General features: G+C 66.5%; 15 protein-coding genes. 7 read left to right on the top strand and 8 right to left on the bottom strand.

Annotation, left to right across the window (positions count from 1 at the left end; all coding sequences use genetic code 11):
* The first annotated feature begins 72 nt into the window (after positions 1 to 72).
* Positions 73 to 741, top strand: a complete 669-nt coding sequence (locus tag V6V88_RS21630; RefSeq protein ID WP_056326379.1) for a peptidoglycan DD-metalloendopeptidase family protein — start codon at positions 73 to 75, stop codon at positions 739 to 741.
* Positions 742 to 987: 246 nt separating this feature from the next.
* Here the strand turns inward: V6V88_RS21630 and V6V88_RS21625 are convergent, their stop codons facing one another.
* The 3 genes from V6V88_RS21625 to V6V88_RS21615 form a co-directional block, all read right to left on the bottom strand.
* The gene (locus V6V88_RS21625) at positions 988 to 1740 is read right to left on the bottom strand and encodes an amino acid ABC transporter ATP-binding protein (protein ID WP_062838685.1); all 753 of its coding nucleotides are present in this window, start codon (positions 1738 to 1740) and stop codon (positions 988 to 990) included.
* Positions 1737 to 2417, bottom strand: coding sequence for an amino acid ABC transporter permease (locus V6V88_RS21620; protein ID WP_056327000.1), 681 nt, complete (start codon positions 2415 to 2417; stop codon positions 1737 to 1739). Before V6V88_RS21620 ends, V6V88_RS21625 begins: the two co-directional genes overlap by 4 nt.
* A gap of 84 nt (positions 2418 to 2501) precedes the next feature.
* On the bottom strand, positions 2502 to 3284 hold the full coding sequence (locus V6V88_RS21615) for an amino acid ABC transporter substrate-binding protein (RefSeq protein WP_063952100.1): 783 nt from the start codon (positions 3282 to 3284) through the stop codon (positions 2502 to 2504).
* A gap of 187 nt (positions 3285 to 3471) precedes the next feature.
* Between V6V88_RS21615 and V6V88_RS21610 the strand changes: the two genes are divergently transcribed.
* Positions 3472 to 4557 carry a P1 family peptidase gene (locus tag V6V88_RS21610; RefSeq protein ID WP_196589452.1) on the top strand — a complete coding sequence of 362 codons (1086 nt, stop codon included), beginning with the start codon at positions 3472 to 3474 and terminating at the stop codon, positions 4555 to 4557.
* A gap of 75 nt (positions 4558 to 4632) precedes the next feature.
* The gene (locus V6V88_RS21605) at positions 4633 to 5262 is read left to right on the top strand and encodes a hemolysin III family protein (RefSeq protein ID WP_338616274.1); all 630 of its coding nucleotides are present in this window, start codon (positions 4633 to 4635) and stop codon (positions 5260 to 5262) included.
* A 33-nt stretch (positions 5263 to 5295) separates the two neighbouring features.
* Here the strand turns inward: V6V88_RS21605 and V6V88_RS21600 are convergent, their stop codons facing one another.
* Positions 5296 to 5769: an Lrp/AsnC family transcriptional regulator gene (locus V6V88_RS21600; protein ID WP_152382365.1), complete on the bottom strand. Its 474-nt coding sequence runs from the start codon at positions 5767 to 5769 to the stop codon at positions 5296 to 5298.
* A 138-nt stretch (positions 5770 to 5907) separates the two neighbouring features.
* Between V6V88_RS21600 and kynU the strand changes: the two genes are divergently transcribed.
* A complete protein-coding gene (gene kynU, locus V6V88_RS21595; RefSeq protein ID WP_338616271.1) occupies positions 5908 to 7158 on the top strand; it encodes a kynureninase in 1251 nt (416 codons plus the stop codon).
* 77 nt (positions 7159 to 7235) lie between these two features.
* The gene (locus V6V88_RS21590) at positions 7236 to 8642 is read left to right on the top strand and encodes an amino acid permease (protein WP_062838690.1); all 1407 of its coding nucleotides are present in this window, start codon (positions 7236 to 7238) and stop codon (positions 8640 to 8642) included.
* Between the two features lie 53 nt (positions 8643 to 8695).
* Here the strand turns inward: V6V88_RS21590 and V6V88_RS21585 are convergent, their stop codons facing one another.
* From V6V88_RS21585 to V6V88_RS21570, 4 genes are all read right to left on the bottom strand, one after another.
* Complete coding sequence (locus V6V88_RS21585) at positions 8696 to 9106, bottom strand: VOC family protein (protein WP_056326395.1); 411 nt, start codon at positions 9104 to 9106, stop codon at positions 8696 to 8698.
* A gap of 68 nt (positions 9107 to 9174) precedes the next feature.
* Positions 9175 to 9864: a YafY family protein gene (locus V6V88_RS21580; RefSeq protein WP_062838691.1), complete on the bottom strand. Its 690-nt coding sequence runs from the start codon at positions 9862 to 9864 to the stop codon at positions 9175 to 9177.
* 117 nt (positions 9865 to 9981) lie between these two features.
* Entirely contained in the window at positions 9982 to 10644 is a 663-nt protein-coding gene (locus tag V6V88_RS21575) for a hypothetical protein (RefSeq protein WP_280002819.1), read from the bottom strand.
* 29 nt (positions 10645 to 10673) lie between these two features.
* Positions 10674 to 11141 (bottom strand): CopD family protein, encoded by a 468-nt coding sequence (locus V6V88_RS21570; protein WP_223572535.1) that lies wholly within the window; start codon positions 11139 to 11141, stop codon positions 10674 to 10676.
* A 171-nt stretch (positions 11142 to 11312) separates the two neighbouring features.
* Here V6V88_RS21570 and V6V88_RS21565 point away from each other — a divergent pair, with 171 nt between their 5' ends.
* Together V6V88_RS21565 and V6V88_RS21560 are read left to right on the top strand one after the other, a co-directional pair.
* Positions 11313 to 11822 carry a sigma-70 family RNA polymerase sigma factor gene (locus V6V88_RS21565; RefSeq protein ID WP_062838694.1) on the top strand — a complete coding sequence of 170 codons (510 nt, stop codon included), beginning with the start codon at positions 11313 to 11315 and terminating at the stop codon, positions 11820 to 11822.
* The gene (locus tag V6V88_RS21560; RefSeq protein ID WP_338616267.1) at positions 11801 to 12811 is read left to right on the top strand and encodes a FecR domain-containing protein; all 1011 of its coding nucleotides are present in this window, start codon (positions 11801 to 11803) and stop codon (positions 12809 to 12811) included. Before V6V88_RS21565 ends, V6V88_RS21560 begins: the two co-directional genes overlap by 22 nt.
* Positions 12812 to 12999: the final 188 nt, after the last annotated feature.

Here is a 12999-nt window from a genome sequence, read left to right as displayed (position 1 = left end):
TTGTCCAGCAGCGCACCGCCCGCCGGACGGGGGCGTGCCGGGCCCTACACGCGCTTATGGTTGGGCGCGTTGATGGCGGCATTACTTGTGCTGCTGACCGCGTGCGGCACGACCAAGGTCCAGCCTGGGTATTACCGGGTCCAGTCGGGCGACACCCTCTATCAGATTGCGCGCAAGGAAGGCACCACGGTCAGTAATCTGGTCCGGTGGAACAATCTGTCGAACTCCAATACGATCGAAGTCGGCCAGCTGCTGCGGGTCGAACCGCCCGCCGGGCAGGCGCGCTCCTCGCCGCCCAGCAAGGCCAGCACCAAACCCAAACCCGCGCCGCGCGCGACCACCTCGTCCGGCAAGCGGCGCACGGCGCCGCCCGGCGCGATTTCGCTGGTCTGGCCCGCACAGGGCAAGGTCACGCGCGGCTACGACGGTTCCGGCTCGAACGGCATCGTCATCAGCAACGCCGCCGGCACGCCGGTTGTCTCGGCGGCCCCGGGCACCGTGGCCTATTCGGGCAGCGGCCTGCGCGGTTACGGGCATCTGGTGATCGTCAAGCACAACGCCAACTTCCTCAGCATCTACGCGCACAACAGCAAGCTGCTGGTCAAAGAAGGCCAGCGCGTGACGCAAGGACAGAAGATCGCCGAGATGGGCAACAGCGACAGCAAGCAGGTCGGGCTGTACTTCGAACTGCGCTACGACGGCCAGGCGGTCGACCCGGCGGGCTCGCTGCCGCCGAAGTAGCGGGCCATCTACGCGTTGCGGCTGGTGTCTGACACCCGGGAGCTGGCGGTGGCGTGTCGGCTTGCGGCAGGTGTCTGACACCCTGGGGAGACGACCGTCAACTTGCGGCAGCTTCGCAGAGGGTGTCAGACACCGAGATAGTCGGCAGGAGTGGCGGCAGGTGTCTGACACCCTGGCGAGATGACCGTCAACTCGTGGCAGCGTCGCAGAGGGTGTCAGACACCGAGATCCACGAGCCCCCCGGATCTACGGCGCTTCCTGCGTCAGCGTCGAGATGAACGTCGCCGTGCGCGGATCCTGAGGCTGCGAGAACACCGTGCGGGAATCGCCGGCCTCCACCACCACGCCATCCAGCAGAAACACCACTTCCCGCGACACACTCGCTGCCAGCCGCAAATCATGCGTGGCCATCAGCATCGTCATGCCTTCCGCGGCCAGCTGGCGCAGGACATCCACCACTTCCGCCGCCAAACCTGGGTCCAGCGCCGACGTCGGCTCGTCGCACAGCAGGACACGCGGCGCGGGCGCAAGTGCGCGGGCGATCGCCACGCGCTGTTGCTGGCCGCCGGACAGGTTTGCGGGCCACGCATCGGCCTTTTCCAGCATCCCCACCTTGCGCAGCAATTCCTCCGCCCGCGCGCGCGCACGATCGGCAGGCCATTTTTGCACCGTCACCAACCCTTCCATCACATTGCCGATCACGGTCTGATGCGGAAAGAGCTGGAAGTTCTGGAACACCATGCCGGTCTGCATGCGCACGGCCTGGACCTGTTCACGCGTCAGCTTGCGGCCGGGTTCAAAGTCGACCGTTTCAGGTCCGATCTCCAGCCGCCCGCGATCCGGCACTTCCAGCAGGTTCACGCAGCGAAGCAGGGTGCTCTTGCCGCTGCCGGATGGGCCAATCAGGGCGGTGACGCTGCCTTCGTCGATCTGCACATCCACCTGCTTGAGCACGGGATTGCCGCCGAAGGACTTTTCGATTTTTTCAAGCCGGATCATCGGGTCTTCTCGCTAAACATCGCGTGCTGGCCGAAGCGCCGCTCCAGCCGCACCTGCGCCGCGGACAGGACGGAACTGAAGGCCAGATAGATCAGCGCGGCCTCGGTGTACAGGATCAGCGGCTCGTACGTGACCGCGGCGATGCGCTGGGCGGCCTGGAAAATCTCGGGCACCGTCAGCACGGCGGCGAGCGACGTGTCCTTGACGAGCGCGATGAAGGAATTGGACAGCGGCGGCACGGCCACGCGGGCCGCCTGCGGCAGGATGGTGCGGCGCAGGGCCTGGCCGCGCGTCATGCTGAGCGAATAGGCCGCTTCCCATTGGCCCTTGGTGATCGATTCGATCGCGCCGCGGATCACCTCGGAGTTGTAGGCGCCGACGTTCAGCGTGAAGCCGATGAGCGCGGCGGGCAGCGGGTCCAGCACGATGCCCACGCTGGGCAGGCCATAGAAGATCACGAACAGCTGCACCAGCAGCGGCGTGCCGCGGATCAGCCAGACGTAAAAGCGCACCACGGCCACCAGCGGCGCGGGGCCGAACAGGCGGATGAGCGCCACCACGAAGGCCAGCGCCAGGCCCAGCGCAAAGGACATCAGCGTGAGCGGCACCGTGAACACCAGCCCCGCGTGCAGCAGCGGCCAGAACGAATCCGCCATCAGCTGCACCCAGGCCGGCACGGACCATTCGCCTATTTTTGCCAGCAGCCAGTCCGGCAGGAAGGCGTGAAGCCAAGGGGGCAGCGTCATGGGCGCTCCAGAGGTTTACTGCGCGGACAGATCCGTGCCGAAGTATTTGACCGAGATGGTCTTGTACGTGCCGTCCGCCTTGATGTCGGCCAGCGCCTTGTTGATGGCGGCCTGCAGTTCAGGATTGTTCTTGCGGATCAGGACGCCCGAGTTGCTGAACTCCGCCGTCTTGTCCGTGGCCGCGATCTTCACGCGGGCATTGGGCTTTTGCTTCTTGAAGTCCAGGAACGACAGGTTGTCGTTGACGGTGGCCTCGACGCGGCCGGAGGTCAGCAGATCGATGGCTTCGTTAAAGCCCTGCACGGCGACCACTTCCGCGCCGTGGCTCTGCGCCAGCTTGCCGAAATTGCTGGTCAGCGTGTTGGCGGACTTCTTGCCCTTCAGGTCCGCGAAGGACTTGATGCTGGTGTTGTCGTCGCGCACGATCAGCACGGCGGCCGACGAGATGTAGGGATCGGAGAAGTCGTACTTCGCGCGGCGCGCATCGGTGATGCCCACCTGGTTGATGACGGCGTCATAGCGCTTGGCGTCCAGGCCGGCGATCAGGCCGTCCCACTTGCCTTCGATGAATTGCGCCTTCACGCCGAGGCGCTCGGCGATGGCGCGGCCGATGTCCACGTCAAAGCCGGTAAGCTTGCCGGATGCATCGTGGAAGGTGAACGGCGCGTAGGTGCCTTCGGTGCCAATCTTGAAGACGCCCGCGGATTTGATCTGGTCCAGTTCGGACTGGGCATGGGCGGCGGACAGGGCGGCGACCTGGACGAGGCCGGCGATGAAAAGCGTACGAAAGAGTTTCATGGCAATGCTCCACGGATGATCACTGTGGAGAGCATGTGGGCCTGCAATGCCCTCCGGCGTAGCGGCACTCTAACAACCGGGCTATTTTTCCACAAAGCATAAGGAATAGTAAAAATATAGCCACAGGTCATATAGCGTTACCAGACGCCCGGCGCAGTCGGCCCGGGATCCTTCAGGCATTACCTTGATGGAGACGGATGTGCAACAGCAATGGAACAGGCGCGCGTTCATGATGGCGGCCGCGGGCGCGGCGGCGGCGGGATCGATGCCCGCGCAAGGCGCCGGCGGCGCGGCGGCGCTGCCGGGCGGCGGCAGCATCACCGACGTGGCGGGCTTGCGGGTCGGGCATTACACGGAAACGCGCCGGCCCACGGGCTGCACGGTCATCATTGCCGACGCGGGCGCGACGGGCGGCGTGGACGTGCGCGGCGCGGCGCCGGGCACGCGCGAGACCGACCTGCTCAATCCGATCAACATGGTCGACAAGGTGCACGCGATCGTGCTGACGGGCGGCAGCGCGTTCGGGCTGGACGCGGCCTCGGGCGTGATGCGGTATCTGGAAGAAAAGAAGATCGGCTTTGATGTGGGCGTGGCCTTCGTGCCCATCGTGCCGAGCGCGGTGCTGTTCGACCTGGGCGTGGGCGATGCGTCGGTGCGGCCCGATGCCGCCGCGGGTTATCAGGCCTGCCGGGCCGCCACCGCCGACGCGCCACAGGAAGGCAACGTGGGCGCGGGGGCGGGGGCGACCGTAGGCAAGCTATATGGTCCCCAGCGCGCCATGAAGGGCGGCATCGGCAGCGCGTCGCTGACTGTGGCGGGCGTGACGGTGGGGGCAATTGTCGCGGTCAACGCGGTGGGCGACGTGCTGGACCCGGCCACCGGGCGCATCCTGGCCGGCGCGCGCACGGCGGACGGCAGGACGCTGCACGACACCCGCGCGGCCATCCTGGCGGGCGATCTGCCCAAGTCCATGCGCGCGGGCGCGGCCACCACCATAGGCGCGGTGGCCACCGATGCGCGGCTCACCAAGGCCGAAGCCCAGAAGATCGCCGGCATGGCGCATGACGGCCTGGCTCGCACGATCAACCCCATCCACACCATGCTCGACGGCGACACGATCTTTGCGCTGGGCACGGGCGCGTCGGGCAAGACGGCCAATGTGATGCTGCTGGGCGTCATGGCGGCCGAAGCGATGGCGATCGCGGTGCAGCGCGCAGTCCTGGCCGCGCGCGCCATCGAAGGCTATCCGGCGGCGGTGGATTTCGTGGGGTGATGCCGCTGTCCCGCCGCTGTCATATAAGCGCGCCATGATGACAGGCGCCGGCATGCCGCCGGCGCGGGGGCGCACATGCAGGAAGGCGAACGACTCAATGGCGTGACGCATCTGGCCGGGCTGGCGCTGGCGGTGCTGGCATCCGGCGCACTGATCACGCGCGCGGCCGAGCTGCGGGTGGACACGCGCCAGATCATCAGCTGCGCGGTGTTCGCGGCGTCGATGGTCGCGGTGTATGCGTCGTCTTCGCTGTTTCATTGCTCGCGAGGGCGCCGCAAGGAAATGTGGGCCAAGGCGGACCACTGCGCCATCTACCTGCTGATCGCGGGCACGTACACGCCGCTGGCGTTTGGCCCCGTGGACCATCGTTGGGGCGCCGCAATGGGCGTGGCGATCTGGCTGCTGGCTTTCGTGGGCATCAGCCGCGAACTCTGGTGGGCGCGCAACGCGCCGCCCGCCTTGCCGCTGTACCTGGCGATGGGCTGGCTGGGCGTGGCCTTTGCCGCCCCGATTGCCGGCGCGCTGTCGTCGGCGGGGCTGACGTGGCTGCTGGCGGGCGCCGCCATCTATACCTGCGGCACGCTGTTCTACGCCAACGACCAGCGCTGGCGGCATGCGCACGGCATCTGGCACCTCTTCGTCATGGCTGGCACGGCCTGCCATTTCGTGACCGTGTTCGGGTTTCTGGAGCACGCGCCGGTATAGCGCGTTCCGGTTGCGGGCGCCGGAAGGAAACCGCTATCGCCAGGCTGCCAGCGGCAGCATGCCTTCGCGGTTCTTCACCTTGCGCATGACGATATGCGAGCACAGATCGCGCATGCCCGGGATCTTGCTGAGCTTGTCTTCGACAAAATTCGAAAACGCAGCCAGGTTGCGCGTGCGCACGGTCAGGATGTAGTTGGACGCGCCCGTGACGATGCAGGCTTCGGTGATCTCGTCGTGCAGCGCGATGCCCGCCATGAATTCCTCGTGCCAGCCGGCGCGCGACTGGTCCAGCGACACATGGACGATGGCCTCCAGCTCGAAGCCCAGTTTTTCGGCGTCCAGCACCGCGCGGTAGCCGCGGATGAGCCCGGCTTCTTCAAGCGCGCGCACGCGGCGCAGACAGGCGGACGGCGACAGCGCCACCTGTTCGGCCAGGTCCTGATTGCTGAGGTGTCCGTCCTCCTGCAGGCGGGCAAGTATGCGCTGGTCTATGGCGTCGATCTGCATGGCGCAATCCAGTTCGAAAAAATGATGGTGAATGCAATTTAATGCGGAAAACCAGGGTAAGTCACGACCGATTTTGCAATTTTTCGGACCGAGTGCGCTGATAGCATGTATCCCGAATCCAGTTGGAAGGAACGGAACATGAACACTCGTGAAGCCTGCGTCAACGCCGACCGCCAGGACCCCCTGGCTGGCGTGAAAGAACAATTCGATCTGCCGCCCGGCGTGCTCTACATGGACGGCAATTCCCTGGGCGTCTTGCCCAAGACCGCCGCCGCCCGCGCCGCGCAGGTCATCGCGGACGAATGGGGCAACGGCCTCATCCGCAGCTGGAACACGGCGGGGTGGTTCGACCTGCCGGCGCGCCTGGGCGACAAGCTGGGCCGCCTGCTGGGCGCGCGCGATGGCGAACTGGTCGTCACCGACACCACGTCCCTCAACATCTTCAAGGCGCTGGCCGCCGCGCTGCGCATCCAGCAGCACAAACAACCCGCGCGCCGCGTCATCCTGTCCGAGCGCGACAACTTCCCCACCGATCTCTACATGATCCAGGGCATGATCGACCTGCTGCAGCAGGGCTACGAAATGCGCCTGATCGACGACGACCTGCCGCTCGACAAGGCGCTGGACGATTCCGTCGCCGTCATGCTGCTGTCCCACGTCAATTACCGCAGCGGCCAGATGCACGACATGGCCGCCGTGACGGCGAAGGCGCACGAGCGCGGCGCGCTGGCCATCTGGGACCTGGCGCATGCGGCCGGCGCGGTGCCCGTGGACCTGAACGGCGCCAATGCCGACTTCGCGGTGGGCTGCACGTACAAGTACCTGAACGGCGGCCCCGGTTCGCCCGCCTTCATCTGGGTTGCGCCACGGCACACCCAGGATTTCTGGCAGCCGCTGTCCGGCTGGTGGGGACACAGCCGCCCCTTCGACATGGCCGTGGCCTATGAGCCGGCGGGCGGCATCCGCCGCTACCTGTGCGGCACGCAGCCGATCGTGTCGCTGTCGCTGGTCGAGTGCGGCCTGGACGTGGCGCACGCCGCCGGCATGGACGAAGTCCGCAAGAAGTCGCTGGCGCTGGGCGACCTTTTCATCGACCTCGTTGAATCGCGTTGCGCCGGCCACCCGCTGACGCTGGTGACGCCGCGCATGCATGCCGATCGCGGCAGCCACGTGAGCTTTCGCCATCCCAATGGCTTTGAAGTCATGCAGGCATTGATCGCGCGGGGCGTGATCGGCGATTACCGCGAGCCCGAGGTCCTGCGTTTCGGCCTGACGCCGCTGTATTTCGGCTATGCCGACGTGTGGGACGCGGTCGACATCCTGAAGGACGTGCTGGACAACCGGGAATGGGACAAGCCCGAGTTCAAGCAGCGGTCCGCCGTGACCTGATCGCCGGAAATCAGGCCTCATCGCGCCGGCCCCGGGGGCCGTACATCCAACAAGAATGCGCAGTACAGGAGGAGACAATGCAACAACAGAAGGGGTTCGGCCAGATCGCCGAACGCGAACAGGGACTCAAGCGCCGGCTGACGTCCGGCCAGATGAGCATGATCGCCATCGGCGGGGCCATCGGAACAGGGCTGTTCCTGGGCAGCAAATTCGCCATCGGCTTTGCCGGTCCTAGTGTGCTCATCAGCTATGCCATCGGCGGCGTCATCACGCTGCTGCTCATGGCCTGCCTGGCGGAAATGACGGTCGCGCATTCCACGTCCGGCTCGTTCGGCGCTTACGCCGAGCACTACATCGGCCCGCTTGCGGGCTTTTTGGTGCGTTATGCGTACTGGTCCTGCGTGGTGCTGGCGGTGGGCACCGAGGTCACGGCGGTGGCCAAGTACATGGCCTTCTGGTTTCCCAGTGTGCCGGGATGGCAGTGGGTCTGCGTATTTTCAGCGGCGCTCATCCTCATCAATGCCCTGAGCGTGAAGGCGTTCGGCACGATCGAATACTGGTTCTCGACCATCAAGATCAGCGCCATCGTGGGTTTCATCATCCTGGGCGCCTATGTGGTCTGGGGCGATCCGCAGTACGGCACCGCGAACTACACCGCGCATGGCGGGTTCTTTCCGAACGGCGTGTGGGGCATGTGGATCGCGGTCGTGATCTCGATCTTCAGCTATCTGAGCGTCGAGATGATCGCCGTGGCGGCCGGCGAAGCCGAAGACCCGGAACGTGCGGTCAAGCAGGCGTTTCGCGCCACCATCGTCCGGCTGGTCGTGTTCTATCTGTTGACGCTGGCGCTGATCCTGGCCATCGTGCCCTGGAATGAAGCCGGCAAGGACGGCAGCCCCTTCGTGAAGGTGATGCAGGTGCTGGATATTCCGGGGGCGGCGGGCGTCATCAATTTCATCGTGCTGGTGGCTGCGCTGTCGGCCATGAACAGCCAGCTCTACATCACCACGCGCATGATGTTCAGCTTGTCGCGGGCGGGTCACGCGCCGTCGGCGATGGGCCGGCTGTCCCGCAACGGCACGCCGTTGAACGCGCTGCTGCTGTCCACCAGCGGCATCGCCATCGCCACGGTGCTGAATGTTTTGTATCCGGAAACGGCCTTCACGCTGATGATGGCCATCTCGATGTTCGGCGCGCTCTTTACCTGGATGATGATCTTTGTCACGCATTACTTCTTCCGCCGCCGCTGGGTGCGTGAGGGCGGCGCGAAGCTGTCATTCCGCATGCCGGGATTTCCGGTGCTGACGCTGCTGGGCGCGGGGGCGATGCTGGCGATTCTGGTGACCACGTACTTCACCAGCGTCTTCAAGCTGACGCTGGTGTTTGGCGTGCCGTTCCTGGTGCTGCTGGCCGCGGCGTACTACCTGTTGTTCAAGAAGCGCGGCGAAGCGGTGGCCATGAGCGCGCGCCGGCAGCGTGCGTGATGCATCATCGGCGGCCGCGCTCAAAGGCGCGGCCGTTTGCCGTCAAGCGGCCGTCAAACGGCGGCGACCGCGCGCTCTGTCCGGACGGCAGCCGGTTCCGGCGCGGGGGCGAATACCCGCAGGCGGTGGCCGTCGGGATCCAGCGCCACGAAGGTTCGGCCAAAGTCCATGTCGGTAGGCGCCTGCAGGATGGGCAGGCCGCGCAGGCTCCAGTCCACATGACGCTGGTTGACCGCGTCGGCATCCGCCACGGTGAATGCCAGTTCGGACGCGCCGCCGCGTCCGGCCGCGGGGGGCGCCACGGTGTAGCGCGACCACAATCCCAGCATCAGTCCGGAGTCGAGCGCAAACAGCGCGAAGGTGGGCGAGGATTCGACGGGCGGGCGCTGCAGCAGCGCGCTATAGAAGGCGGCGCTGGCCTGCGGTTTTTCCACATACAGAATGACGAAATTGGTGTCTGACATGATGCGCTCCAGGGGGGGATGCGCTCATCATAGGCAGGGGTACTGTCAGATTTTGGCAGTAGTCGATATCAATTCTTGCGGGCCTCGTGGTCGAGCGCGCGCCACTCCTTGAGCAGGATGTGGCGGCGCCTGGGATATCGGTCCGCAACCGTCAGCGTTGCAATGCGGTCGGTGCGGAAATGCCGGAAGTCCCCGCGCAATTCGCACCAGGCCATCACCAGCCGCACGCTGTCGAAAAAGCCCAGCGCGAACGGCCAGATGATGCGGTTGGAGTCGGCGCCCTTGTCATCGCGGTACGTGATTTCCAGCTTCTGTTCGCCGCGGATCGCCTGGCGGATCAGCGACACGTCCACGCGATCCGTGACGGCCACGGCGCTGGGCGCGACCAGCAGCGGGATGGCGTCGAGCTCGTCGCGCAATTCCTGCGGCAGCACCGCGCCGATCTTGGCCAGCGCATTGCTGGCGGCCAGCCCCAGGCGCTCGTCCGAGCGGCGCGCCACCCAGCGCGTGCCCAGCACCAGCGCCTCGATCTCTTCGGTACTGAACATCAGCGGCGGCAGCATGAAGCCGGGCCGCAGCACGTAGCCCACGCCGGGTTCTCCCTCGATCTCGGCGCCCTGGCATTGCAGGGTGGCGATGTCGCGATACAGCGTGCGCAGGCTGACGCCCATTTCGGCCGCAAGCCGATGGCCGCTGACGGGCAGGCGGTGGCGGCGCAGGGTCTGGAGCAGGTCCAGGAGGCGTTCAGTGCGGGACATGGGGGCGGGCGCGGGGCGGACGGCGCAATACTGCCATGAAATGGCAGCAGGCGGGAACAGTCTGCCGCGGATCGTCCCCGACCTTCAACGCCGTTTGCCAGCCCTACCTACCCGGCCTTAGTTGCGGACCGGCTTGCCCGACGCGACGTCCAGCACCGACCCGTCCTCCAGGCTGACGCAGTAGATCTCGCGCACGACGTTGCCGGCAAAGCCGATCTCCACGATCGAGACGTCCTTGAACGTGGTCTGGATGCCGTCCTGCACGGTGTTCACGCCGCTTACGCCCAGCGTCTTGACCAGCTCCTTGCCGGCGTCGCTCATCTTGGCGTAGACCGGGCCCGTCACGCGCGGCAGCGGGCCGTCGCGCAGCGGGGCAAGGGCGGCGGTGGCCACGGTGTTGTAGCGCATCATGTCCTCGAAGCCCTGGCCGCTCTTGACCACGCCCAGGTCCAGCCACCACGGATGGCCCGCGCCCTTGGCGGCCTCGGTGGGATAGAAGGTCTTCAGCGTCACGGGCAGCGGTCCGGGCGGCTTGGGTAGCGCCTTGAGCATGCGCGCGGGCGTCTGCGGATCGGCGTTATGGATGTGGACCACGGTCACGTGCGGCAGGTTGGGCGTGTCGGCCTCGGTTTTCAGGCCGAGCGCGATGAGGTCCTGCTTGAGGGAGCCGTTGACCTTGGCGTCCAGGATGGCGTTGACCTCAGCCGGCAGGCGGTAAACCACGCCGTAGGTGGCCTCGTGCGCACGGAACCCGGGCTGGGCGAGGGCGCTGTTGTCGATGGGCTTGGCCTGGGCGGCACGCCCCTTCGCTAGCCCAGGAACATGACGCCCACGATGGCGATGCCCAACAGCAGGTTCACGCCGACCCAGCGCCGGATGCCGGCCATCGCCCGGCCGCCCGCCGGCCAGTCGGACGCCGCCACGGCTGCGGCCAGCCGCTTGTACAGCGCGAAGCGGATGTGGCCGAAGATCGCCATCATTACGATGCCGCCGCTGGCCATAAGCGTCCAGTTCCGGGGCATGAAGAACGCGCCACCGGTCTGGGCGGCCTGGCTGGCCGACGCGCCGATCATCCAGGCGCCCGTCACCAGAATCAGGACGATGGCCCCCAGCACGGCGTTCAGAAACGGCCCCAGCACCGACGCCATGAGCGGCAACCGCACGGGAGGCTCCAGCTTGGCGGCCGCCGGCCGCAGAAAACAGTGGGCAAAGAGCATGCCGCCTACCCAAAGGATCACGGCCATGACGTGGACGAATTGCAGGACGGCGTAGAGCATGGGGATCAGCCTGTAGAAAGCGGCGCCACGGAAGGCGGCGCGTGTCGTTGGGATGATATATGGCGCGAAGCCGGCGCGCGGACTTGACCTGGATCATGGTTTTGCATTTAGAATGAGATTGATTTCTATTTGTAGTTGTGATTTTTGCAGTTGTGAGTCAGGGAGCCATCCGTGCCGAATTCCGTGCTCGCCTCGGGCGACGCCGTCAACCTGCTGTACCGCGCCCATCACGGATGGCTGCATGGCTGGCTGCGCGCCAAACTGGGCAACAGTTTCGATGCCGCCGATCTTGCGCAGGACACGTTCGTGCGCGTGTTGCGCCACCGGCACGAACTGGATGCGCTGCGTGAACCGCGCGCCTACCTGACCACCATCGCCAAGCGCCTGCTGCTGAACCATCATCGCCGCCGTTCGGTCGAGCAGGCGTACATGGAGGCGTTGGCGCTGATGCCCGAGGCGCTGGCGCCGTCCGCGGAGCAGCGTCTCATCATCCTGGAGACGCTGCAGGAGATCGAAGAAATGCTGGCCGGCCTGTCGCTGCCCGCCCGCCAGGCGTTCCTGATGGCGCAACTGGAGGGGCTGAGCCACGCCGAGATCGCCAGCCGGCTCGATGTGTCGCTGCGCACCGTGCACCGCTACATCACCAAGGGACTCGAGCAATGCATCATGGCGGTGATGTGAGCGCGCAGGCCGATCCGGCGGGCGAGCTGCCTGCCGTTGAACGCAACGTCGCGCGCGAGGCCGCGCGGTGGCTGTTGCGCCTGAGCTCGGAACGCGCCACCGACGCCGACGTCCATGCCTGCGCCCAATGGCGCGCCAGCAAGGCCGAGCACGAACATGCCTGGCAGCGGGCGCAACGCGTGAATGCGCGCTTCGGGCTGATTCCGTCGGCGCTGGGCATGGCGGCGCTGAATCGCCCGGATCTGAAGTCCCGCCGCGCCGCCGTCAAGACGCTGATCGCCCTGATCGTGGCGGGGCCGGCAGGCTGGGCCGCATGGCGGGCCGATCCCCTGGACTGGCGCGCGGACTACCGCAGCGCCGCGGGCGAGCGGCGCGACGTGATGCTGGCTGACGGGTCGACGCTGCATCTGAACACCTCCAGCGCCGTCGACGTGCTGTTTGATGACGCGACGCGGCTCGTGCGCTTGCGCGGCGGCGAGATCGCCGTGCACGCGGTGGCCGATCCCGCCAGCCATCCGCGCCCGTTCATCGTGCGCACGCGGCTGGGCGATATCGAAGCCCAGGCCTCGCGCTTTTGCGTGCGCCAGGAGGGTGGACGCTGTCAGCTCAGCGTGCAGGAAGGACGCGTGCGCGTCGCCAGCAGCGGGCAGCCAGGGCATTACGTCGACGTGTCGGCCGGCGAGCAGAGCCAGCTGTCGCCCGGGTCCGTGGCCGCGGCCACGCCCGCGGACCCGCACGCCAGCGACTGGCTGCGCGGCGTGCTGTACGCCAGCGCGTTGCGGCTGGATGCCTTTGCGGCCGAACTGGGCCGCTACCGCCAGGGCATCGTGCGCTGCGATCCCGGCATCGCGCACCTGCGCATTTCTGGCGCCTTCCAGTTGCACGACACCGATGCGGTGCTCGCCGCGCTGCCCGCGACCCTGCCCGTGCAGGTGCGTTACCGCACGCCGTATTGGGTGACGATCCTGCCGCGCGACGCCGCGGCATGAGGCCGGGCAAAGACATGACAGGCCGCTCGCGCGTCGTGTCGGCGGGCGCGATTTTCAACGCACCGAAATTTTTTCGATCCTTGTTGTCCGGTTTTGAATTCACGAGGGTCATGGTCTGTATGGGCACATAGATGCCGATACCTGTTGGATCGAAAGGACGACCATGGCTTACTACCCCGCCGGCCGCG

The organism is Achromobacter sp. E1 (assembly GCF_037039475.1).
GTDB lineage: Bacteria > Pseudomonadota > Gammaproteobacteria > Burkholderiales > Burkholderiaceae_B > Achromobacter > Achromobacter mucicolens.
Note: the sequence above shows the minus strand (reverse complement) of the source record. Positions and strands in the feature narration are given on the sequence as shown.